The sequence below is a fragment of the Stenotrophomonas koreensis genome, from assembly GCF_001431525.1.
Taxonomy (GTDB): Bacteria; Pseudomonadota; Gammaproteobacteria; order Xanthomonadales; family Xanthomonadaceae; genus Stenotrophomonas; species Stenotrophomonas koreensis.
In genome coordinates this window covers 389381-411437 of the sequence record NZ_LDJH01000006.1, presented here as the reverse complement: position 1 = coordinate 411437, position 22057 = coordinate 389381, and the positions used below count along the sequence as shown (strand labels likewise).

Below are 22057 nucleotides of genomic sequence, written 5' to 3'. Positions count from 1 at the left end.
TCCACAACCCCTGTGGACAACTGGGCGCTCAGGCCAGCAGGCGAGCGCGCAAGGCCGGATAACTGGCCGCCAGCGGCTCGGCATGGGCCGGGCGTTGCAGCAACGCCGCCAGTGCCGGCGGTACCGCCAGCGCCTGCCCGATCAACGGCTCGACCACCCCCTCGAACTTGGCCGGATGGGCGGTGGCCGCCACCGCCCAGTCCTGCCCGGGCGCAGCGACACCCTCGCTGCGCAGCTGCTGCAGCACCGCCAGGCCGCAGGCGGTATGCGGGCAGACCACCTCGCCGTACTGCTGGTGGCGCTGGCTGATCAGGGCGCGGATCTGCGCATCATCGACACTGCGGGCCACAAAGCCGGCGCGCAGCGCCGCCGCATCGCCATGGTAGAACCACTGCAGGCGCTCGAAGTTGCTCGGCGCGCCGACATCCATTGCATTGGCCAGGGTGGCCACACCGGGACCCGGGTGATAGTCGCCGCCGGCAAAGAAGTCCGGCAGCACGTGGTTGGCATTGGTGGCCAGCACGATCTGCGCCAGCGGCACGCCGAGGCCGCGGGCCAGCACCGCGGCCATCGCGTTGCCGAGGTTGCCGGTGGGCACCACCAGGTTCAGCGGCCTGCCGGTCGCGGCATGATGGCTCAGCGCGGCATGGGCGTAATAAGCCATCTGCGGCAGCAACCGCCCCAGGCTGATCGAATTGGCCGAGCTGAGCGGACACTGCGCCTGCAGCGCGGTATCGGCCAGCGCCTGCTTGGCCATGGCCTGGCAGTCATCGAAACTGCCGGCGACCTTGAAGGCCTGGATGTTGCCCCCCAGGCAGCCGAGCTGGTGCGCCTGGCGCGGCGAGACCCGGCCATCGGGATACAGCACCACCACGCGCAGCCCGGGCAGGCCGTGGAAGGCCGCAGCCACGGCCGCACCGGTATCACCGGAAGTAGCCACCACGATCGTCAGCGGCCGGTCGTCCGGACGCGGCAACCGGGCCAGGCACTGGGCCAGGAAACGCGCACCGAAATCCTTGAAGGCCGCCGTCGGGCCATGGAACAGTTCCAGCAGCCAGTCGTGCGGGGTAGCCAGCGCTTGCAGTGGCGCCGGGAAATCGAAGGCCGCATCGCAGATCGCCGGCAGCGCAGCGGCCAGCGGATCGCCGGCAAACCACGGCGCCAGCAGGGCCTGCGCGGTCTGGGCCAGCTCACGCCCAGCCTGCAGCGACGGCATCTCCGGCAGGGTCTGCGGCACATACAGGCCACCATCGGGCGCCAGCCCGGCGGCAATCGCCGCAGACAGGCCGACCGCCGGCGCCTGGCCACGGGTGGAGACAAAACGCAGCGGAGCAGACATCACGGCAGGTCCTCGGGGGATGGGCACAGGTGGGCGGCAGGGGCATTGATCGGGCTGATCCAGGCCTGGCTGGACAGCCCGGCGGCGGCAAAGGCCGCCTGTATAGGGGCCGTCGCCAGGCTGGCAGCGGCAGCGGTTTCAAACCAGGCAAACACGCTGGGGCCGGCGCCGGAGATGCTCGCGCCCATCGCCCCGGCCTGCAGTGCTGCCGCCTTGGCCTGGGCAAAGCCGGCAATCAAGCCGGCGCGGCGCGGCTCGACCAGCACATCGGCCAGCCCGGCACGCACCAGCGCCGCATCGGCGCGGTAACAGCCGGCGATGACCTGGGCCAGGTTGGCGCTCTGGGCGACGAACTCGGCCAGCTGGTAGGCACCGGCCAGCGCCTGCCGGGCCTGGCGGGTTTCCAGCACCGCATCCGGATGTACCAGCAGGCAGTGCCAGTCCTGCGGCACCGGGATGGGCACCATCCGCTGCGCGGTGGCCAGCACCAGGCCGCCGAGCAGCATCGGGGCGACGTTGTCGCCGTGGCGGCCACCACTGGCCACCGCCTCGCCGGTCAACGCGAAGTCGTAGAGCTGCTCGCGCGCCAGCGGGCTGTCCAACAGTGCATTGGCGGCCACCAGCGCGGCCACGCAGGAGGCGGCCGATCCACCCATGCCCGAGCCCAGCGCGATGCCCTTGTCGATCACCAACTCAAAGCCATGGGCCAGCTGCAACTGTTCGCGCAGCGCGATCAACGCCGCCCCGGCGGTGTTGCGCACTGCCTCCAGTGGCAGCGCGAACGGGGTGTGGCGGATGGCCAGGATGCGCACTTCCGGCGCAGCAATCCGGCGCACGTGCACGGTATCGCCGACACCGGCCAGCGCATGCCCGAGCAGGTCAAAGCCGACGGCGACATTGCCCACCGAGGCCGGCGCGAATGCACTGGACCAGGCACAAACCTGCGCCCCGCTCACAGCCGCGCCCCTTCACCGGCGGCCACCCGCAGCACATCGGCAAACACGCCGGCAGCGGTGACCTCCGGCCCGGCACCCGGTCCCTGCACCACCAGCGGGTTGGCGCAGTAGCGGGCGGTGGTGAACTGGACCACGTTGTCGGTCAGGCGCAGGTGGGCAAAGCCGTGATCGGCCGGCACGGCCACCAGCCCCACCTGCGCGCCCTGCCCCGGCACGAAGCGTGCCACGTAGCGCAGCACCTGGCCGGCGGCAGCCGCCTGTGCCTGGCGCTGCGCAAACGCGGCATCGACCTCGGCCAGGCGCGCCATGAACTGTTCCACATCGGCGCTGCGCAGGGCCTCGGGCACCAGGCTTTCGACCTGGACATCGTCCAGCTCCAGCGCAAAGCCGGCCTCGCGCGCCAGGATCACCAGCTTGCGCGCCACATCGATGCCGGACAGGTCATCGCGCGGGTCCGGCTCGGTGTAGCCCATCGCCCGCGCCTGGCTGACCAGCTGCGAGAACGGCACGCTGCCATCGAACGTGTTGAACAACCAGGCCAGGGTGCCGGAGAAGATGCCCTCGATGCTGTGCAGCTGGTCGCCGGTATCCACCAGGTCGCGCAGGGTGGTGATCACCGGCAGCCCCGCACCGACCGTGGCCTCGTAACGGAAGCGCGCACCGCTGGCCCGCGCTGCTGCCTGGATCGCGGCATAGCGCTGCTGCGGGCCAGCCCCGGCCTGCTTGTTGGGGGTGATCACATGGATGCCGGCGGCCAGCCACTGGGCATAGTGGTCGGCCACCTCCGAGCTGCCGGAGCAGTCGATGATCATCGCGTGCGGCAGTTCGCTGCGGCGCAGGTGCGCAGCGAAGGCCTGCAGGTCCAGCGGCGCGGCCTGCCCGGCCAGGGCCTGGCGCCAGTCGCTGGCCAGGGCCGTGGGCGAGAGCAGCATCTGCTGGCGACTGCCCACCGCCAGCAGGCGCAGGTCCAGGTTGGCTCGCTGGCGCAGGCCCTCGCGTGCACCGAGCAGCTGCTCGATCAGTGCAGCGCCGACATTGCCCGGGCCGATCACGCCAATGGCAAAGGTCTGTTCGGACAACCAGAACCCGGCATGCGCCGCGCGCAGCGCACGCTGGGCGTCGGCACTGGCCACCGCCACCGAGATGTTGCGCTCCGAGGCGCCCTGGGCGATGGCCAGGATGTTGACCTGGGCCCGGCCCAGCGCATTGAACAGGCGCGCGGCCACACCCGGCTGGCCGGCCATGCCGTCGCCGACGGCGGCCAGCACGCTGACCCCTTCCGTGAGCTGGACCCGGTGCACGTGGCCGTTGGCCAGTTCATGGGCAAAGGCCTGCAGCAGGGCCTGGCGGCCGCGCGCGGCATCGCCGGCACGCACCACGCAGCAGATCGAATGCTCCGAGGAGCCCTGCGAGATCATCACCACCGAGACCTGGGCATGGCGCAGCGCGGCGAACACCCGCTCGGCGGTACCGGGCACGCCGATCAGGCCGCTGCCTTCCAGGTTGAGCACGGCCAGCTGCTCGCTCAGGGTCAGGCCCTTGATCGGGCCACTGGGCTCACTGCTGGACGCAATCCGAGTGCCGGGATGGCTCGGGTTGAAGGTGTTGCGGATCACGATCGGCATCTGCCGGGCGATGGCCGGGCTCATCGTCTGCGGGTGCACCACCTTGGCGCCGAAATAGGCCAGTTCGCAGGCCTCGTCATAGCTGAGCGCGGCCAGGGTCACCGCCTCGGGCACCACCCGCGGGTCGGCCGAGAGCACACCGTCGACATCGGTCCAGATGTGCAGCTCGGCCGCCTCGAACAGCGCGGCAAAGATCGCCCCGGAATAATCGCTGCCGTTGCGGCCCAGGGTGGTGATCCGGCCCTGGCCATCACGGGCGACAAAACCGGTGACCACCACCCGCGACTGCGGGTTGTCCACGCGCCAGGCGGCCAGGTTGGCCGCACTGCGTTCCCAGTCGACGCTGACCCCCAGCTCGCCGTGTGCAACCACCAGCACATCGCGGGCATCGAGCACCGCGCAGGGTTGGCCGAGCCGGTTGAAATAGCGGCCCAGCAGCTGTGCCGAGAACACCTCGCCCAAGCCCTGGACGCGCTCGAGCACCTCCTCGGGCAGACCACCGATCACCGCCAGTGCCTCAAGCAACCCGGCCAGCTTGTCAAAGCGCCCGTCCAGCCACTGCAGCAGGTCGGCCGAGTCCTCGCCCAGCAGCTCGGTGGCCGCCTCGTGGTGACGCTGGCGCAACGCCTGCCAGGCCTGACGCCACTGCGGCTGCCCCTGGGCAGCGAGGTTGGCCAGCTCGATCAGCGCATCGGTGACACCCTTCATCGCCGAGACCACCACCACCTGGGTGGTTTCCGGGCGCTGCAGCAGCAGCTCGGCGACATGCCGGTAACGCTGCGCCGAGGCCACCGAGGTACCGCCGAACTTGTGGGCGATGACCAAGGCATCGGGCGAGGAAGCGGGTGCAGCGGCGGACGATGACATCACAACAGACCTCTGGGGGATTGAGGCCCGGCACCGCAGGTTGCGAAGTCCCGCAACCTGGTCGGTGCGGGGCCGTTGTTTTCGGGGGTTAGACGAATACGACGGGCCGCACCAGCCAAGTGGTGGTGGTAATGATGGTCATGCCGGTGACGCCAGCAGGCGCCAGCACGGCGGCAGTGGAATCAACGGTGGCGCGGCAGATCGACATGCAGCGAGCAGACCGCACAGCGCCTGCTGCTGTCAACTGTTGCATTGCAAAATAATTTTCCGCGCATCATCGGCGAACATGCACCGATTTGGTTGCAAATGTGATCGTCAGCGATCTTCTGTCAAAACCCGCGGATCAAGCGGCCACAGCCGCTGCGGCAGCCGCGGACCAACGCGCGCCGATGCCAGCGTCGGGCGGCAGCGCAAGCCGCCAGCGCAACCGGCCATTACCGCGGCCAGGCGCCGGGCCTGCGCGGCTCAACCGTGGATTTTTTCCCAGCGGGCGTGGGCCTGTGCGGCCAGCACGACCCCGCCGACCAACAGCGCAATGGCCAGCAGCTCCAGCAGGGTCGGGCCACGCTGCTGCCAGATGAAGCCATAAAGCAGTGCGAACAGGGTTTCAAACACGATCAGCTGCCCGCCCAGGCTCAGCGGCAGGCTGCGCGTGGCCCGGTTCCAGCAGGCATTGCCCAGCACCGAGGCACCGACGGCCAGCAGCGCACAGATGCCGGCAAAGTGCAGCCACTGGCCCTGGCTCTGCCCGAGCGGACCCAGCCACAGCGCCAGCGGCAGCAACAGCACGGCGATGGCCCCGGTCGCCACTCCGGTCAGCAATGACCAGGCATGCCCGGACAGGCGCGGATAGCGCCGCATCCACACCACATTGGCGATCGAGTAGGCACTCCAGGCGGCCAGCGCGGCCAGCGCGCAGAGCAGGCCCAGCACGCGCTGGCCGAGATCCCGGTCTGCATCGGCCATCGCTCCACCGCCGTGGCCGAGTGCTGCCCAGGCCACCAGCAGCGAGCCCAGCACACACAGGCAAAGCGCCGGTGCCAGCTGGCGCAACGGCAGGGCCGTTGGCCGCCGCGCATCCACCGCCGCCACCACCACCGGCACCATGCCCACGATCAGCGCGGCCGCCGCACCGCCAGCCCAGTGCACGGCCATCGCCAGAAACACGAAATAGACCAGGTTGCCGAGCAGGCTCAGCCCGGCCAGGGCCAGCCAGGCGCGGCGATCGACCTGCGCACGCAGCGCCGGCCACAACGGCAGCAGCAACGCACAGGCCACCGCGCCGTATAGCAGGTAGCGGCCCACGGCCAGCTGCAGCGCAGAAAATGCGGTGGTCAAGGCCGGCGCCAGGAACACCATGCCCCACAGGGCACCGGCGAGCACGCCGTTGAACAGTCCCCACGCGGTCTGGTTGTTGCGCTGGATCACGCTGCAAGGCCCTGCAATGAACAACAGGCCGGGGCGGCGCAGCGCATGGGCGCTGGCAGCTCTCCGACCTGTGCAAAGGTGGTGGCCCCGACACGATTCGAACGTGCGACCTGTCCCTTAGGAGGGGACCGCTCTATCCAGCTGAGCTACGGAGCCATGAGGCCGGCGATTCTAGCATCCGCTCTCCGTTCACGGCCATCGCCCGGAGCCGCAGTTCACAGCGCAGGGCAACCGTACCAAGCCCCCACCCCGCTGCAGCCCTCGCACCCGCGCACAACGTGACCGGCGCCGCGGCAGGCCCGGCCCCCACGGCCACTGGCGCCGGTACCGCACCACGCCACCGGCAACACGCCCCCAGCCCTGCCCAACGTAGTGTTTCAGCGCTCTGTTAAGATGGCATGCCCACATGCCACCTCCCCCCGGACGCGCCGCGGGTGCGTGACCTTTTCGTAACGTAATCTGGAGTTTCCATGTCGTTTGAACTGCTCAAGGCCTTAGGGCTGGACGCCACCAATTCCGGTACCTACCTGGGTGATGGAGAATGGTCCAGCGCTACCGGTGCCGGGACCATCAGCCCGCGCAACCCGACCACCGGCGAGGTCATTGCCCAGGTCCAGGCCACCACCGAGGCGGACTACGAAACCATCCTGGCCCGCGCCCAGCAGGCCTTCAAGGTCTGGCGCACCACCCCGGCACCGCGTCGTGGCGAGGCCATCCGCCTGTGCGGCGAAGCCCTGCGCCGGCACAAGGACGCGCTGGGTTCGCTGGTCGCGCTGGAAATGGGCAAGTCCAAGCCGGAAGGCGACGGCGAAGTCCAGGAAATGATCGACATCGCCGACTTTGCCGTGGGCCAGAGCCGCATGCTGTATGGCTACACCATGCACAGCGAGCGCCCCGGCCACCGCATGTACGAGCAGTACCAGCCGCTGGGCATCGTCGGCATCATCTCGGCCTTCAACTTCCCGGTCGCGGTCTGGGCCTGGAACAGCTTCCTGGCCGCGATCTGCGGTGATGTCTGCATCTGGAAGCCGTCCAACAAGACCCCGCTGACCGCGATCGCGTCCATGCGCATCTGCAACGAAGCCCTGCGCGAAGGCGGCTTCCCGGACATCTTCTTCCTGATCAACGACGCCGGCACCGCGTTGTCGGAGAAGCTGGTCGAGGACAAGCGCGTGCCGCTGATCTCCTTCACCGGCTCGACCCAGGTCGGGCGCATCGTCAACCAGAAGGTCGCCGCCCGCCTGGGCCGCTGCCTGCTCGAGCTGGGCGGCAACAACGCGATCATCCTGGACGAAACCGCCGACCTGAAGCTGGCCGTGCCGGGCATCGTGTTCGGCGCCGTCGGCACCGCCGGCCAGCGCTGCACCACCACCCGCCGCCTGATCGTGCACGAATCGATCTACGACAACGTGCTGGCCACCTTGATCAAGGCCTACAAGCAGGTCGAAGGCAAGATCGGCGATCCGCTGGATGCAGCCAACCTGATGGGCCCGCTCAACAGCCCCGAAGCGGTGCAGCAGTTCCTGGCCTCGATCGAGAAAGCCAAGGCCGCAGGCGGCACCGTGCAGACCGGTGGCACCGCGATCGACCGCCCGGGCAACTTCGTGCTGCCGGCCATCGTCACCGGCCTGAAGAACAGCGATGAAGTGGTCCAGCACGAGACCTTCGCCCCGATCCTGTACGTGATGAAGTACTCCACCCTGGACGAAGCGATCGAGATGCAGAACGGCGTGCCGCAGGGCCTGTCCTCGTCGATCTTCACCACGAACCTGAAGGCAGCCGAGAAGTTCCTGTCGGCAGCCGGCAGCGACTGCGGCATCGCCAACGTCAACATCGGCACTTCCGGTGCCGAGATCGGCGGTGCCTTCGGTGGCGAGAAGGAAACCGGCGGTGGCCGTGAGTCCGGCTCGGATGCGTGGAAGGTCTACATGCGCCGCCAGACCAACACCATCAACTACTCCGACTCGCTGCCGCTGGCCCAGGGCATCAAGTTCGACCTGTAAGCCTGCGCCGGCTCCCGCCTGCCCGTGCGGGAGCCGGCTTTCACGAGCGCCAGCCAATGACCGACCTTGCAGACAACCCGGCAATGCCAACGCCCCCTGTACCCGTACCGACCAGCACGACCAATGGCTATGCGGTGGCGTCGCTGGTGATGGGCATCCTTGGCTGGTCGATGATCCCGCTGCTGGGCAGTATCGGCGCCATCGTGTTCGGGCATCTGGCCCGGGCGCAGATCCGTCGCCAGCCCCAGCAGGGCGATGGCCTGGCACTGGCCGGGCTGATCCTGGGCTGGGTCTCGATTGCGCTGTGGATCCTCGGGATCCTGGCGTTTTTCCTCTTCTTTGGCGGGCTGGCCATGCTGCTCAGCCTGAACGCCTGACCCGAGCCTTGCCGTATGTATTCCCTGCTCCGTCCCGCCCTGTTCTGCATGGATGCCGAGCGCGCCCATGGCGCCGGCCTGCGCGCCCTGGATCTTGCCTACCGCAGCGGTACGCTGGGGCTGCTGGCCAGCCGGCCAGCACCGCTGCCAACCCGCGCTTTCGGCCTGGAATTCCCCAACCCGGTGGGCCTGGCGGCCGGCCTGGACAAGAACGGCGAGCATATCGATGCGCTGTTCGCGCTGGGCTTTGGCTATGTCGAAATCGGCACGGTGACCCCGCGCCCGCAGGCCGGCAATCCGCAGCCACGGCTGTTCCGCGTGCCCGAGCACCTGGGCGTGATCAACCGCATGGGTTTCAACAATGCCGGCGTCGATGCGCTGGTGGCCAATGTGCGTGCGGCACGGCGTGATCGCGGCATCCTCGGCATCAACATCGGCAAGAACAAGGACACCCCCAACGAGCTGGCCCATACCGATTACCTGACCTGTCTGGAAAAGGTGTACGCGCTGGCTGACTACATCACCGTCAACATCTCCTCGCCCAACACTGCCGGGCTGCGCGAGCTGCAGGAAGAACAGGCCCTGCGCGAGCTGGTCAGCCACCTGCGCGATGGCCAGGAAACCCTGGCCGCACGCCATGGCAAGCGGGTGCCGATGCTGGTCAAGGTGGCGCCGGACCTGAGCGATGCCGATGTCGATGCCGCCGCCCGTGTGCTGGCAGAGCTGCAGGTGGACGGGGTGATCGCCACCAACACCACCATCGCGCGCATGGGCATGGAAAACCACCCACTGGCCAGCGAGGCCGGCGGCCTGTCCGGGGCACCGGTGATGGCGCGCTCCACCGCGGTGCTGCGCCGCCTGCGCACCCGGCTGCCGGAGTCGATCCCGCTGATCGGCGTCGGCGGCATCTGCTCCGGGGCTGATGCGGCGGCCAAGATGAGTGCCGGCGCGACCATGGTGCAGCTCTACAGCGGGCTGGTTTACCGCGGCCCGGCACTGATCGGCGAATGCGTCGAATCGATCCGCCGCCGGCGCGAAGCGCCCTCCAGCGGGGTAGCCCACCTGTGAGTACGCCAGGCTGGCAGCTGCACCACGATGTCGCACTGCAATCGATGAACACCTTCGGGGTAGCGGCCACCGCGCCGCGCCTGCTGCGCGTGCACGACAGCCAGGCCCTGCCGGCGGCGCTGGCGCACCCGGAAGTAGCCGGACAGCCGTTGATCACCCTCGGTGGTGGCTCCAACCTGTTGCTGGTCAGCGACCCGCAGGCCACGCTGCTGGTCATCGACGACACTTCGGTGGCCATCATCGAACACCGCGCCGACCATGCCATCGTCCGCGCCGGTGCCGGCATGGGCTGGCATCCCCTGGTGATGTGGACCCTGGACCACGGCCTGTCCGGGCTGGAAAACCTGGCCCTGATCCCCGGCACTGCCGGCGCCGCACCGATCCAGAACATCGGCGCCTATGGCGCCCAGGCCGGCGATTTCATCCACGCCGTGGAGGCCTGGGACCGCCACAGCGGGCAGTTCCAGCGTCTGCTGCCGGAGGACTGCGCCTTCGGCTACCGCGACAGCGTGTTCAAGCAGCAGCCGGACCGCTGGATCATCACCGCGATCGAACTGCGCCTGCCGCTGCTCAGTGAACTGCGCACCGGCTATGCCGGGATCGAGGAACAGATGCGCGCCGATGGCGTCACCCTACCCAGTGCCCGTGATGTGGCCAATGCGGTGATCGCCATCCGCCAGCGCAAGCTGCCCGACCCGGCCCGGCTGGGCAATGCCGGCAGCTTCTTCAAGAACCCGATTGTCAGCGCCGAACAGGCCCAGGCCCTGCTGCAGCAGTGGCCGCAGATGCCGGTATTCCCGGCCGGCCAGCCGGAGAAACGCAAACTCTCGGCCGGCTGGCTGATCGAGCAGGCCGGCTGGAAGGGGTATCGCGAGGGTGATGCCGGGGTCTCGCCGGACCACGCCCTGGTGCTGGTCAACCATGGCCAGGCTACTGGCGCGCAGCTGCTGGCGCTGGCGCGCGAGATCGCCGCCTCGGTGCAGCAGCGTTTCGGCGTGGCCATCGAACCGGAACCGCGCCTGATCGGCGCGCAGTGGTGAGCCGCTCCACCGCCGTGCGCGCGGCCTGGCTGATGCTGGGCAGCACCCTGGGCTTCGGCCTGATGGCGGTGACCATCCGCCTGGCCACCGCGCATGTACCGACCACCGAGGTGGCGTTCTTCCGCAACGCCTTCGGCCTGCTGGCGATGCTGCCGATCCTGCTGGGTGCCGGCCCGCAGGTATGGAAAACCCGGCAACTGCCGCGCTATGCGCTGCGCTCGGGAATCGGCCTGGTGTCGATGCTGTGCGGCTTCTGGGCACTGGGCCACCTGCCGCTGTCCCAGGCCACGGCGATTTCCTATTCCACCCCGGTGTTTGTCACCATCGCCGCCGCGCTGTGGCTGGGCGAAGTGGTGCGCGTGCGGCGCTGGGCCGCGGTGATGGCCGGCTTCATCGGCGTGCTGCTGATTGTCCGCCCCGGCCACCACGCCTTCAGCTTCGGCCTGCTGGTGCCGGTGGCCGCGGCCATCCTCAGCGCGATCGTCGCCATCCAGATCAAGCAGCTCACCCGTACCGACTCCCCGGACACGGTGGTGCTGTACACCTACCTGTTCTGGGTGCCGCTGTCGTTGGTGCCGGCGCTGCTGCAGTGGGTCTGGCCCAGCCCGGTCGCCTGGCTGTGGCTGGCCGCTACCGGCGTGCTCGGCACCATCGGCCAGTTGCTGTGGACCCGCGCCCTGCGCCTGGGTGACGTCTCGGCGCTGACCCCGATCAGCTTCACCCAGCTGCCACTGGTAGCCACCCTGGGCTGGCTGCTGTTTGGCGAGGTGCTCGATGCCTGGACCGTGGCCGGTGCGGCGGTGATCCTCGGCGCCAATGCCTACATCGCCCACCGCGAAGCGGTACTGGCCCGCAAGGCCGCCAGCCAGCGCCTGAGCGCCGGCGCCCAGCCCAGCGAATAAGCCGGTCACCGCGGCCAGCGCTGGCGGGCAGCAAAACAACGAAGACACCATGCAACAGGGCGCCCACAGGCGCCCTGTCTGCTTACCGCCGCTGGCAGCGGCTCATTCCCACTCTATTGTAAACAAGACATTTTTATCTTTTATATTCAATGGCTTATTTTCCTGCTAATTGGTAATACCATGAAAAATACCATGCTCAGAAAAGGCTTAACAATATTTTGAAAAATTGCCTACTGAGCGCTGCCGCACAGCTCCATAGGCCGCTTTCCTGGCTTTGCTTCCAGATGTATGCTCTTCTGCTCCTGCAGCTAATGGATCACCGCAAACAGGTTACTCGCCTGGGGATTCCCTTTCGACCCGAGCATCCGTATGAGACTCATGCTCGATTATTATTATTATAGAAGCCCCCATGAATAAATCGCTCATCATTTTCGGCATCGTCAACATAACCTCGGACAGTTTCTCCGATGGAGGCCGGTATCTGGCGCCAGACGCAGCCATTGCGCAGGCGCGTAAGCTGATGGCCGAGGGGGCAGATGTGATCGACCTCGGTCCGGCATCCAGCAATCCCGACGCCGCGCCTGTTTCGTCCGACACAGAAATCGCGCGTATCGCGCCGGTGCTGGACGCGCTCAAGGCAGATGGCATTCCCGTCTCGCTCGACAGTTATCAACCCGCGACGCAAGCCTATGCCTTGTCGCGTGGTGTGGCCTATCTCAATGATATTCGCGGTTTTCCAGACGCTGCGTTCTATCCGCAATTGGCGAAATCATCTGCCAAACTCGTCGTTATGCATTCGGTGCAAGACGGGCAGGCAGATCGGCGCGAGGCACCCGCTGGCGACATCATGGATCACATTGCGGCGTTCTTTGACGCGCGCATCGCGGCGCTGACGGGTGCCGGTATCAAACGCAACCGCCTTGTCCTTGATCCCGGCATGGGGTTTTTTCTGGGGGCTGCTCCCGAAACCTCGCTCTCGGTGCTGGCGCGGTTCGATGAATTGCGGCTGCGCTTCGATTTGCCGGTGCTTCTGTCTGTTTCGCGCAAATCCTTTCTGCGCGCGCTCACAGGCCGTGGTCCGGGGGATGTCGGGGCCGCGACACTCGCTGCAGAGCTTGCCGCCGCCGCAGGTGGAGCTGACTTCATCCGCACACACGAGCCGCGCCCCTTGCGCGACGGGCTGGCGGTATTGGCGGCGCTGAAAGAAACCGCAAGAATTCGTTAACTGCACATTCGGGATATTTCTCTATATTCGCGGTTCAGCAGGCATGTCCCCTTTGAGGGCGACCCGACGACAGGATAATCGACCTTATGGTGCGCAAATATTTCGGCACAGACGGTATTCGTGGCAAAGCCAACGAAGGCGCGATGACGGCGGAAACCGCCTTGCGCGTCGGCATGGCGGCTGGCCGTGTCTTTCGTCGCGGTGACCACCGCCATCGTGTCGTGATCGGCAAGGATACGCGCCTGTCGGGCTATATGCTTGAACCCGCGCTCACAGCCGGTTTCACCTCGATGGGCATGGACGTATTCCTTTTTGGCCCGCTGCCGACAACGTATAGGAAGAATAAACGCCCTTTTCACCCAAGTCCAACAGCTTTGGACCGCAGTTGACTCTTTCGACACCCCTGCGATGCAACCCAATCCGGCTGACGGGGAGCCAGCAACGCTGAAAATTTACCCTCCTCTTTCCCACTAGCGGCTCCTTTTCCGACAACCAGCACGGCGGATCCCTGCCGCGGCGCTGTGAACGCAGCATTTTGATTGGTATCGTTGGCCTTCAGGCTCGTCAGTCAAACAGACCCAGGAGCAGCTCAGCCGGTGGCGCCCGGCTTTCGGGTAACGCCCTGGTCCCGCTGGTTTCGGCTTTGTGCTTCAGGTGATCAAGGATCTGCTTGATCACTATAGGGTCTTCAATGCAGGCGATGACTTTCATGGCGCCGCCGCAGCCGCTGCAGGTCTCGATGTCGATATTGAAAACACGCTTGAGCCGTTGCGCCCATGTCATCGACGCTCGCCGTTGTGCTGGTGTTGCCGGTTCATCAGCCACCCTGACCTTGTTGCCCCTGCCCCGTTTTGCCGGCGTGACCAACGCCCGGTGCCGACTGTTGGGTGCGAACACCCCGTGGAAGCGGGTTAGGTTGACTCTGGGCTTCGGTACCAGGGCGGCCAGCCTTGCAATGAAATCCAATGGTTCGAAAATGACGTGCGTGGTGCCGTCCCGGTACGGCGTCTTGAGCTGGTAGCGCACGTTGCCGCCTCGTGTTAACGACAGCCGCTTCTCGGATACCGCCGGGCGGCTGATGTACCGGCACAGCCGTTCGAGCTTCTTGCGTTCATCGGCCCTGGCCGCCACGCCGGCGTGCAGGCTGGACCCGGCTACCTTGCCAATCCCGTCACCGAACGGATCACGGGGTCGTTTGCGGGAGAGGGCGAAATCCTACGCTAAGGCTTTGGCCAACGATATTCTCCGGTAAGATTGATGTGTTCCCAGGGGATAGGAGAAGTCGCTTGATATCTAGTATGACGTCTGTCGCACCTGCTTGATCGCGGCCGCGATAGCTAGATCGCGTTGCTCCTCTTCTCCATCCGCGTTCCAAGCTGCGGAAAGGCACCCATAAGCGTACGCCTGGTCGAGCAGGCGACGCGGATCGACGTCCAGCGCACGAGAGAATGCGTCCGCCATCTGTGCAATGCGTCTAGGATCGAGACAAAGGTCGTCTCTGTCAGCCGGATCGTAGAACATATTGGCGGCGCCAAAGCCCACTTCACCGACCAGACCGACGGGATCTATCACCAGCCAGCCGCGACTGGAGAACATGATGTTTTCATGATGCAGATCGCCATGTAGCCCACGCAGTTCCGAGGCATTGCTCATCATTTGATCGGCTATAATCGCCGCGTGGACGTAGTCAGTTTGACAACCTGCGTTTTGATCATCGCGCGCCCGCTGAAACAAAGCTGCAAAGCGATCCCGGATCGGGAGAAGGGCAGAAGGCAGGGGTTCCTCAGATGCGGCATACAGCTTCGCCATTAGTTCCGCTGCAATTTCGGTCGCCTGGTAGTCGCCGTGCTCGGCAACGATGTGAGAGAGCATTCGCTCCCCGGCATATTCGAGCAACATCAGATTGTTCTCACGACCGAGCAACCGGACTGCTCCCCTCCCATTGCGCCATACCAGATAGTCGGCCCCGCGCAGTTCATCAGCAATGTCTTCTATAGGTTTCAATCCCTTGACGATTGCAGGAGTCCCGTCTGGCAATGAAACTTTCCAAACGAGGCTGGAAAAGGTGTCCGCAATGAGAACAGGTTGCGAAACGTGCCAATGAGCAGGAAAAACAGGCGGCATGAACATCAACCCCAAGTCAGAGGGTCCAATCGCAGATAGAAGGCAAGGCGTTCGCGGTCGGGGGCTTCGATCCCCAATACATTGAATAGGACAGCGAAGGCGCGCTCTGCTTCATCTGGCGCTGCCCAGTTCTCTTCGGCGTTAGCAATCATGAGTGCCAAATCGGCATAGCGATCTGCTGTTCCGAGCCGCCCAAGGTCGATCAGACCCGTGCATTGAAGAGTTTTAGGGTCCACCATGAAGTTCGGCATGCAGGGATCACCATGGCAAACAACCATATCGGTGCGCTCTTGGTCGAGCCGCACCGGTAGCTCTCGTTCGACACGAGCCAAAAGATCGAGCTGCGGCGTACTCTTGTCCTCGTCCGGTAAGAAGTCGGGATTGACGGCATTGCGGGACACCACATCAACGGCGCGTCCGAACATTCGCGACAGCCTGCGCTCAAACGGACATTGATCAACCGATAGGCTGTGAACAGCGCCAAGTTGCTGCCCCATTGACGGCCACGCTTTGAGCAAATCCGCTCCAGACAGATCAGCCGCCGGTACTCCCGGAATTGCCGTTATCACCAAGCATGCACCCTCCTGTTCCTCCTGCCAGTTGATCACCTCGGGGCAAGCCACACCTCGACCTTTGAGCCAAATGAGGCGGTCACGCTCTCCAGCGAGCTCACCGCGGCGGGAAGCAGGTGCGATTTTCGCGAAGGCATGCCCGTCACCACGTCGAAAAACAAAATCACCAGATTCTCCGCCTCTGACAGGCAACCAGTCAGAATGCGATTCACCAAAAAAAATATTAGTTCGATTCAATGGAGGTTCCTTCAGTTTTCTGATGAAGCGCGGAGGTGGCTCAACCTGCGAAAAGAAACGAGTTGCTACGTAAGTCCGAGAACATGCTTTCCATGGTCTCTGAGCTCGCCTTTGGGACCGACATATCGGTAGAGAGTGACGCGCTCGATGCCGAGTTCCTTGCAGAGATCGGAAACTGAAGTATCGCGCTGGGCCATGGCGGCTTGCGCGAGACGCACCTGAGCTTTGGTGAGCGCGAATTTTCGTCCGCCCTTGCGACCGCGCGCTCTCGCGGAGGCGAGACCCGCCATGGTGCGCTCTCGGATCAGATCCCGCTCGAACTCGGCCAAGGTGGCGAAGATTCCGAACACCATGCGACCGGACGCAGTCGTGGTGTCGATCTGAGCGCCCTTTCCAGTCAGAACCCGCAGGCCGATCTTGCGGTCTGACAGCTCCTTCACCGTGTTGACCAGATGGGCAAGCGATCGTCCGAGGCGATCGAGCTTCCAGACCACCAGCACATCGCCGTCACGCAATGACTTGAGGCAGGCAGTCAAGCCAGGGCGATCATCACGACCGCCGGAAGCAAGATCATCATAGATATTGTCCCGTTCGACACCTGCGGCGCGCAAGGCGTCGTGCTGCAGGTCGAGAGACTGCGAGCCATCGGCTTTGGAGACGCGGGCATATCCGATCAGCATGTATCACAAACGTTGGTTTGAGGCGGCGCTTCGGCCACGATTGCATTGACCTCTGGAAATGTATCTCAACCAGCTTCATAAACAAAGCGTCTTGAACGCTATCAGATTTTGAAAAAGGAACATGTATGCCGCGTCGCGTCACTCTAACCGATCGGCAGAAAGACGCGCTGTTGCGCTTGCCGACTTCACAGACGGATTTGCTCAAGCACTATACGCTGAGTGATGAAGACCTTGGGCATATCAGGCTGCGTCGGCGCGCTCACAACAGGTTCGGCTTCGCCCTGCAATTGTGTGTCCTGCGCTATCCCGGCCGGGTGCTGGCTCCAGGCGAACTGATCCCTGCAGAGGTCATCGAATTTATCGGAGCGCAGCTTGGCCTGGGTGCCGACGATCTCGTAGACTATGCTGCCCGCGAGGAAACACGGCACGAGCATCTTGCCGAGTTACGGGGGCTCTACGGCTTCCGCACCTTCTCCGGACGTGGTGCGAGCGAGCTGAAGGAATGGTTGTTCCGAGAAGCCGAGATGGCGGTGTCGAACGAGGATATCGCCCGTCGCTTCGTAGCCGAGTGCCGACGCACCCGCACTGTCCTTCCCGCGACATCCACGATCGAGCGGCTTTGTGCCGCGGCTCTCGTCGATGCCGAGCGACGCATCGAGACGAGGATCGCCAGTCGGCTGCCTATGTCGATCCGAGAACAGTTGCTGGCATTGCTCGAGGAGACGGCTGATGATCGGGTGACCCGTTTTGTGTGGCTGCGCCAGTTCGAGCCTGGCTCGAACTCTTCGTCGGCCAACCGGCTGCTCGACCGGCTCGAATATCTGCAACGCATCGATCTCCCCGAGGATCTGCTTGCCGGCGTTCCTGCCCATCGGGTGACTCGTCTGCGCAGGCAGGGTGAACGGTATTATGCCGACGGCATGCGCGATCTCCCGGAGGACAGGCGGCTTGCGATCTTGGCTGTTTGCGTCTCGGAATGGCAGGCGATGTTGGCCGACGCAGTGGTCGAAACCCACGACCGGATCGTCGGCCGTCTCTACCGTGCTTCGGAGCGTATTTGCCATGCAAAGGTCGCAGACGAAGCGGGGGTGGTGCGTGACACCCTGAAATCCTTCGCCGAGATCGGGGGCGCCCTGGTCGATGCACAGGATGATGGCCAGCCGCTGGGCGATGTCATCGCGAGTGGGTCAGGGTGGGACGGCTTAAAAACCCTTGTTGCAATGGCAACCAGGCTGACCGCCACCATGGCCGACGATCCGCTCAATCATGTGCTCGACGGTTATCACCGCTTCCGCCGATACGCTCCACGCATGTTGCGCCTGCTCGATCTGCGAGCTGCGCCCGTTGCACTGCCGCTTCTGGAAGCGGTGACGGCCCTTCGTACCGGTTTGAACGATGCCGCGATGACCAGCTTCTTGCGGCCCAGCTCGAAATGGCATCGCCACCTTCGGGCCCAGAGGGCTGGCGACGCTCGCCTATGGGAGATCGCGGTGCTGTTCCATCTGCGCGATGCGTTCCGCTCCGGAGATGTCTGGCTTACTAGGTCCCGGCGCTATGGCGATCTGAAACACGCACTCGTTCCGGCACAATCCATCGCGGAAGGCGGTCGTCTCGCTGTGCCATTGCGGCCGGAGGAATGGCTGGCAGACCGGCAAGCTCGCCTCGACATGCGGTTGCGCGAGCTTGGCCGTGCCGCTCGCGCAGGCACGATCCCGGGCGGGTCGATTGAAAACGGCGTTCTGCATATCGAGAAACTCGAAGCCGCCGCGCCGACAGGCGCCGAAGATCTGGTGCTCGATCTCTACAAGCAGATCCCGCCCACGCGCATCACCGATCTCCTGCTGGAGGTGGATGCGGCGACCGGCTTCACCGAAGCGTTCACCCATCTGCGCACAGGAGCACCCTGCGCTGACCGGATCGGGCTAATGAACGTTATCTTGGCGGAAGGGATCAACCTCGGCTTGCGCAAAATGGCGGATGCGACAAACACCCACACCTTCTGGGAATTGATCCGCATTGGACGGTGGCATGTCGAGGGCGAAGCCTATGACCGGGCGCTGGCCATGGTGGTCGAGGCACAGGCAGCGTTACCCATGGCCCGGTTCTGGGGCATGGGCACGTCGGCTTCGAGCGACGGACAGTTCTTCGTCGCTACAGAGCAAGGTGAGGCCATGAACCTGGTCAACGCGAAATATGGCAATACCCCGGGCCTGAAAGCCTATAGCCACGTCTCCGACCAATATGCGCCGTTCGCAACCCAGGTGATTCCTGCAACGGCAAGCGAAGCGCCTTACATCCTCGATGGCCTGCTGATGAACGATGCTGGACGCCATATCCGCGAGCAGTTCACCGACACGGGCGGCTTCACCGATCACGTCTTTGCCGCATGTGCCATTCTCGGCTACCGGTTCGCTCCGCGCATCCGCGACCTGCCATCCAAACGGCTCTACGCGTTCAATCCGTCGGCCGCCCCGGCGCACCTGCGAGCGTTGATCGGCGGAAAGGTCAACCAAGCCATGATCGAGCGCAATTGGCCCGACATCCTGCGCATCGCCGCCACCATTGCTGCCGGGACCGTCGCGCCAAGCCAGATTCTGCGGAAACTCGCCTCCTATCCGCGGCAGAACGAGCTCGCGACAGCCCTGCGGGAAGTCGGTCGCGTCGAGCGCACCCTGTTCATGATCGACTGGATTCTGGATGCCGAACTCCAACGGCGTGCCCAGATCGGGCTCAACAAAGGCGAAGCTCATCATGCGCTGAAGCGGGCAATCAGCTTCCACCGCCGCGGTGAAATCCGCGACCGTTCCGCCGAAGGCCAGCATTACCGCATCGCCGGCATGAATCTGCTCGCCGCCATCATCATCTTCTGGAACACCATGAAGCTCGGCGAGGTCGTTGCAAACCAGAAACGCGATGGAAAGCTGCTATCGCCCGATCTCTTGGCCCATGTTTCGCCGCTCGGATGGGAACACATCAATCTCACCGGAGAATATCGCTGGCCAAAGCCTTAGCGTAGGATTCCGCCCCCTCCCGCAAACGACCCCATCACCACTGGTCGGCAGAGTTTGCAAAGTGAACACCTTTCGCCCCGCCTGTGAACCGACAGCGATACGGTAAGTGATCGAGTGCCCCAGCAGGGGTGTCATCGGGTCGTCATCCACCGCATCCGAGGCCAGATAGCTGTTTTCGACATCCCGTTCCAGCAGGCCTTGCCGTTCCAGATAGCGACCCACCCGGTGGGCGATGGTGTGCGTCAGCTGGGTGAGCTCTGGGCTGGTCGGCGCCTTGACCCAGCGGAAACGCGCTGAGCCGTGGGATTGCTCGACATACACACCGTCGAGAAACAGCATGTGGAAGTGAACATTCAGATTGAGCGCCGATCCAAAACGCTGGATCAGGGTGACCGCGCCCGTCTTGGCCACTTGGTGGGTATGGCCCGCTTTCTTGACCAGGTGCGTGGCAATGACGCGGTAAACGATGCCCAGCACCCACCCCATGATCTCGGGCCGGCTGGCAAACAGGAAACGCAGCTGAAACGGGAAGCTCAACACCCACTGACGCATGGGTTGTTCAGGCAGTACTTCATCAACCAGCAAGGCGGCACTTTCGGCCATCCGCCGCGCCCCACAGCTCGGGCAGAAACCGCGACGCTTACAGCTGAAAGCGACCAGGTGCTCGGCGTGGCAAGACTCGCAGCGAACCCGTAGAAAGCCATGCTCCAGCCGCCCGCATTGGAGAAATTCTTCAAATTCCCGTTGCACATAGCCCGGCAATTCCTTTCCCTGCTCTGCCATAAGCGCAGCGAATGCCGGGTAATACTCGTCAACGATCTGATAGAGAAGGGTTTGCTCGGGTCGGTGGCTCTGGTAACGACCAGTATCCCGATCCCGGCTGGCCGTCCTGGCCGCCACATGAGGCATGTTCCGCGTCCTTGCAATACTGTGTTTACATACAGTCTATCGCTTAGCGGAAAGTTCTTTTACCCTCAGCCGAAATGCCTGCCGTTGCTAGACATTGCCAGCCAGTGCCCGTCACTCCCACTCGATCGTCGCCGGTGGCTTGCCGGAGATGTCGTAGACCACGCGGGAAACACCGCGCAGCTCGTTGATGATGCGGTTGGAGACGGTGCCGAGGAAGTCGTACGGCAGGTGCGCCCAGTGCGCGGTCATGAAGTCGATGGTCTCCACCGCGCGCAGGGCGATCACCCATTCGTAGGCACGCGCATCGCCGACCACGCCGACCGACTTGACCGGCAGGAACACCGCAAAGGCCTGGCTGGTCTTGTCATAGAGGTCGGCCTTGCGCAGCTCCTCGATGAAGATGGCATCGGCGCGGGCCAGCAGTTCGGCGTACTCACGCTTCACTTCGCCCAGGATGCGCACGCCCAGGCCCGGGCCCGGGAACGGATGGCGGTAAACCATGCTGCGCGGCAGGCCAAGCTCAACGCCGAGGCGACGCACTTCGTCCTTGAACAGCTCGCGCAGCGGCTCGACCAGGCCCAGCTTCATGTGCTCGGGCAGGCCGCCGACGTTGTGATGGCTCTTGATCACATGCGCCTTGCCGGTCTTGGAGCCGGCCGACTCGATCACGTCCGGGTAGATGGTGCCCTGGGCCAGCCACTTGGCGTTGGACAGCCTGGCCGACTCCTCATCGAAGATCTCGACAAACAGGTTGCCGATGATCTTGCGCTTGGCTTCCGGGTCAGACACGCCTTCCAGCGCGGCGAAGTAGCGGTCGGCGGCATTGACGCGCACGACCTTGACGCCCATGTTTTCGGCCATCATCGCCATCACCTGGTCGCCTTCCTGGAAGCGCAGCAGGCCGGTGTCGACGAATACGCAGGTCAGCTTGTCGCCAATGGCCCGGTGCAGCAGCGCGGCCACGACCGAGGAATCGACACCGCCGGACAGGCCCAGGATCACTTCGTCATCGCCGACCTGGGCGCGCACGCGGGCAATCTGGTCCTCGATGATGTTGGCCGCCGTCCACAGCGTGGCGCAGCCGCAGATGTCCACCGCAAAGCGGCGCAGCAGCGCGGTGCCCTGCTTGGTGTGGGTCACTTCCGGGTGGAACTGCACGCCGTACCAGCGCTTTTGTTCGTTGGCCATCGCCGCGACCGGGATACGGTCGGTATCGGCGGTGATGACAAAACCCGGCGGGATGGTGGCCACGTGGTCGCCATGGCTCATCCACACATCCAGCAGCGGCGCGCCGTCGTGGTCGCTCAGGCCGGCCAGCAGCGCATCGGCATGCACCACCTTGACCTGCGCATGGCCGAACTCGCGCTGGTCGGCCGCTTCGGTGCTGCCACCGAGCTGGGCGGCCATGGTCTGCATGCCGTAGCAGATGCCCAGCACCGGCACGCCGGCAGCAAACACCTCGGCCGGGGCGGTCGGGCAACCGGCTTGCGTGGTCGATTCCGGGCCACCGGACAGGATGATGCCCTTGGCGCCGAAGCCGGCGATGTCGGCCGGGTCATGGTCCCAGGCCCAGATTTCGCAGTACACGCCGAACTCGCGCAGACGGCGCGCGATCAGCTGGGTGTACTGGGCACCGAAATCGAGGATCAGGATCTTGTCGTTGTGGATGTTGGTCATGGGGCGATAGGCCAGGA

At 64.8% G+C, this 22057-nt stretch carries 16 protein-coding genes, 1 tRNA gene and 2 pseudogenes; 8 read left to right on the top strand and 11 right to left on the bottom strand.

The annotated features are described in order from the left end of the window. Positions 1-28: 28 nt before the first annotated feature. The 5 genes from thrC to ABB25_RS04430 all read right to left on the bottom strand — a co-directional run bounded on the left by thrC (position 29) and on the right by ABB25_RS04430 (position 6371). Complete coding sequence (gene thrC / locus ABB25_RS04450) at positions 29-1339, bottom strand: threonine synthase (protein ID WP_083488092.1); 1311 nt, start codon at positions 1337-1339, stop codon at positions 29-31. Continuing rightward, a complete protein-coding gene (locus ABB25_RS04445; protein WP_057664235.1) occupies positions 1339-2295 on the bottom strand; it encodes a homoserine kinase in 957 nt (318 codons plus the stop codon). Before ABB25_RS04445 ends, thrC begins: the two co-directional genes overlap by 1 nt. After that, positions 2292-4787 (bottom strand): bifunctional aspartate kinase/homoserine dehydrogenase I, encoded by a 2496-nt coding sequence (gene thrA / locus ABB25_RS04440; RefSeq protein WP_057664233.1) that lies wholly within the window; start codon positions 4785-4787, stop codon positions 2292-2294. The genes ABB25_RS04445 and thrA overlap by 4 nt, the downstream gene beginning before the upstream one ends. A gap of 465 nt (positions 4788-5252) precedes the next feature. Next, positions 5253-6146 carry an EamA family transporter gene (locus tag ABB25_RS04435; RefSeq protein WP_083488108.1) on the bottom strand — a complete coding sequence of 298 codons (894 nt, stop codon included), beginning with the start codon at positions 6144-6146 and terminating at the stop codon, positions 5253-5255. A gap of 148 nt (positions 6147-6294) precedes the next feature. Further along, positions 6295-6371 (bottom strand) — tRNA-Arg (locus ABB25_RS04430). A 314-nt stretch (positions 6372-6685) separates the two neighbouring features. Here ABB25_RS04430 and amaB point away from each other — a divergent pair. The 7 genes from amaB (at position 6686) to ABB25_RS14205 (ending at position 13219) form a co-directional block, all read left to right on the top strand. Next, on the top strand, positions 6686-8218 hold the full coding sequence (gene amaB, locus ABB25_RS04425) for an L-piperidine-6-carboxylate dehydrogenase (RefSeq protein ID WP_057664230.1): 1533 nt from the start codon (positions 6686-6688) through the stop codon (positions 8216-8218). An 83-nt stretch (positions 8219-8301) separates the two neighbouring features. Further along, a complete protein-coding gene (locus ABB25_RS04420) occupies positions 8302-8595 on the top strand; it encodes a DUF4190 domain-containing protein (protein WP_057664483.1) in 294 nt (97 codons plus the stop codon). Between the two features lie 15 nt (positions 8596-8610). After that, positions 8611-9663, top strand: coding sequence for a quinone-dependent dihydroorotate dehydrogenase (locus ABB25_RS04415; RefSeq protein ID WP_057664220.1), 1053 nt, complete (start codon positions 8611-8613; stop codon positions 9661-9663). Beyond that, on the top strand, positions 9660-10703 hold the full coding sequence (gene murB, locus ABB25_RS04410) for a UDP-N-acetylmuramate dehydrogenase (RefSeq protein WP_275452791.1): 1044 nt from the start codon (positions 9660-9662) through the stop codon (positions 10701-10703). The genes ABB25_RS04415 and murB overlap by 4 nt, the downstream gene beginning before the upstream one ends. 32 nt (positions 10704-10735) lie before the next feature. Then, positions 10736-11605: a DMT family transporter gene (locus ABB25_RS04405; protein ID WP_057664481.1), complete on the top strand. Its 870-nt coding sequence runs from the start codon at positions 10736-10738 to the stop codon at positions 11603-11605. Positions 11606-12014: 409 nt separating this feature from the next. Then, positions 12015-12830 (top strand): sulfonamide-resistant dihydropteroate synthase Sul2, encoded by an 816-nt coding sequence (gene sul2, locus ABB25_RS04400; RefSeq protein ID WP_001043260.1) that lies wholly within the window; start codon positions 12015-12017, stop codon positions 12828-12830. An 86-nt stretch (positions 12831-12916) separates the two neighbouring features. Next, complete coding sequence (locus ABB25_RS14205) at positions 12917-13219, top strand: phosphoglucosamine mutase (RefSeq protein ID WP_000251875.1); 303 nt, start codon at positions 12917-12919, stop codon at positions 13217-13219. Between the two features lie 175 nt (positions 13220-13394). On the opposite strand, the pseudogene ABB25_RS04395 reads toward ABB25_RS14205, so the two are convergent. The 4 genes and pseudogenes from ABB25_RS04395 to ABB25_RS04380 all read right to left on the bottom strand — a co-directional run. Beyond that, positions 13395-14015: pseudogene (locus tag ABB25_RS04395) on the bottom strand (IS91-like element ISCR2 family transposase); the annotation flags it as partial. A 108-nt stretch (positions 14016-14123) separates the two neighbouring features. After that, entirely contained in the window at positions 14124-14960 is an 837-nt protein-coding gene (locus ABB25_RS04390; protein ID WP_000480968.1) for an aminoglycoside O-phosphotransferase APH(6)-Id, read from the bottom strand. Then, complete coding sequence (gene aph(3'')-Ib / locus ABB25_RS04385; protein WP_001082319.1) at positions 14960-15763, bottom strand: aminoglycoside O-phosphotransferase APH(3'')-Ib; 804 nt, start codon at positions 15761-15763, stop codon at positions 14960-14962. Before aph(3'')-Ib ends, ABB25_RS04390 begins: the two co-directional genes overlap by 1 nt. Before the next feature lie 65 nt (positions 15764-15828). Next, positions 15829-16443: a recombinase family protein gene (locus ABB25_RS04380; protein ID WP_000904906.1), complete on the bottom strand. Its 615-nt coding sequence runs from the start codon at positions 16441-16443 to the stop codon at positions 15829-15831. A 125-nt stretch (positions 16444-16568) separates the two neighbouring features. Between ABB25_RS04380 and ABB25_RS04375 the strand changes: the two genes are divergently transcribed. Next, positions 16569-19454, top strand: coding sequence for a Tn3 family transposase (locus tag ABB25_RS04375; RefSeq protein ID WP_001138082.1), 2886 nt, complete (start codon positions 16569-16571; stop codon positions 19452-19454). A 45-nt stretch (positions 19455-19499) separates the two neighbouring features. Here the strand turns inward: ABB25_RS04375 and ABB25_RS14190 are convergent. Next, positions 19500-20363: pseudogene (locus ABB25_RS14190) on the bottom strand (IS91-like element ISCR2 family transposase); the annotation flags it as partial. 111 nt (positions 20364-20474) lie between these two features. Further along, a complete protein-coding gene (gene guaA, locus ABB25_RS04365) occupies positions 20475-22040 on the bottom strand; it encodes a glutamine-hydrolyzing GMP synthase (RefSeq protein ID WP_057664212.1) in 1566 nt (521 codons plus the stop codon). Between the last annotated feature and the right edge of the window lie 17 nt (positions 22041-22057).

What these genes read in the sequence shown, in the direction of transcription:
- thrA (WP_057664233.1), bottom strand. Translation starts at nt 4,787, where the DNA reads ATGTCATCGTCCGCCGCTGCACCCGCTTCCTCGCCCGATGCCTTGGTC.
- ABB25_RS04390 (WP_000480968.1), bottom strand. Translation starts at nt 14,960, where the DNA reads ATGTTCATGCCGCCTGTTTTTCCTGCTCATTGGCACGTTTCGCAACCT.
- sul2 (WP_001043260.1), top strand. Translation starts at nt 12,015, where the DNA reads ATGAATAAATCGCTCATCATTTTCGGCATCGTCAACATAACCTCGGAC.
- ABB25_RS04380 (WP_000904906.1), bottom strand. Translation starts at nt 16,443, where the DNA reads ATGCTGATCGGATATGCCCGCGTCTCCAAAGCCGATGGCTCGCAGTCT.
- ABB25_RS04405 (WP_057664481.1), top strand. Translation starts at nt 10,736, where the DNA reads ATGCTGGGCAGCACCCTGGGCTTCGGCCTGATGGCGGTGACCATCCGC.
- guaA (WP_057664212.1), bottom strand. Translation starts at nt 22,040, where the DNA reads ATGACCAACATCCACAACGACAAGATCCTGATCCTCGATTTCGGTGCC.
- ABB25_RS04415 (WP_057664220.1), top strand. Translation starts at nt 8,611, where the DNA reads ATGTATTCCCTGCTCCGTCCCGCCCTGTTCTGCATGGATGCCGAGCGC.
- ABB25_RS04375 (WP_001138082.1), top strand. Translation starts at nt 16,569, where the DNA reads ATGCCGCGTCGCGTCACTCTAACCGATCGGCAGAAAGACGCGCTGTTG.
- amaB (WP_057664230.1), top strand. Translation starts at nt 6,686, where the DNA reads ATGTCGTTTGAACTGCTCAAGGCCTTAGGGCTGGACGCCACCAATTCC.
- thrC (WP_083488092.1), bottom strand. Translation starts at nt 1,339, where the DNA reads ATGTCTGCTCCGCTGCGTTTTGTCTCCACCCGTGGCCAGGCGCCGGCG.
- ABB25_RS14205 (WP_000251875.1), top strand. Translation starts at nt 12,917, where the DNA reads ATGGTGCGCAAATATTTCGGCACAGACGGTATTCGTGGCAAAGCCAAC.
- ABB25_RS04420 (WP_057664483.1), top strand. Translation starts at nt 8,302, where the DNA reads ATGCCAACGCCCCCTGTACCCGTACCGACCAGCACGACCAATGGCTAT.
- ABB25_RS04435 (WP_083488108.1), bottom strand. Translation starts at nt 6,146, where the DNA reads ATGGTGTTCCTGGCGCCGGCCTTGACCACCGCATTTTCTGCGCTGCAG.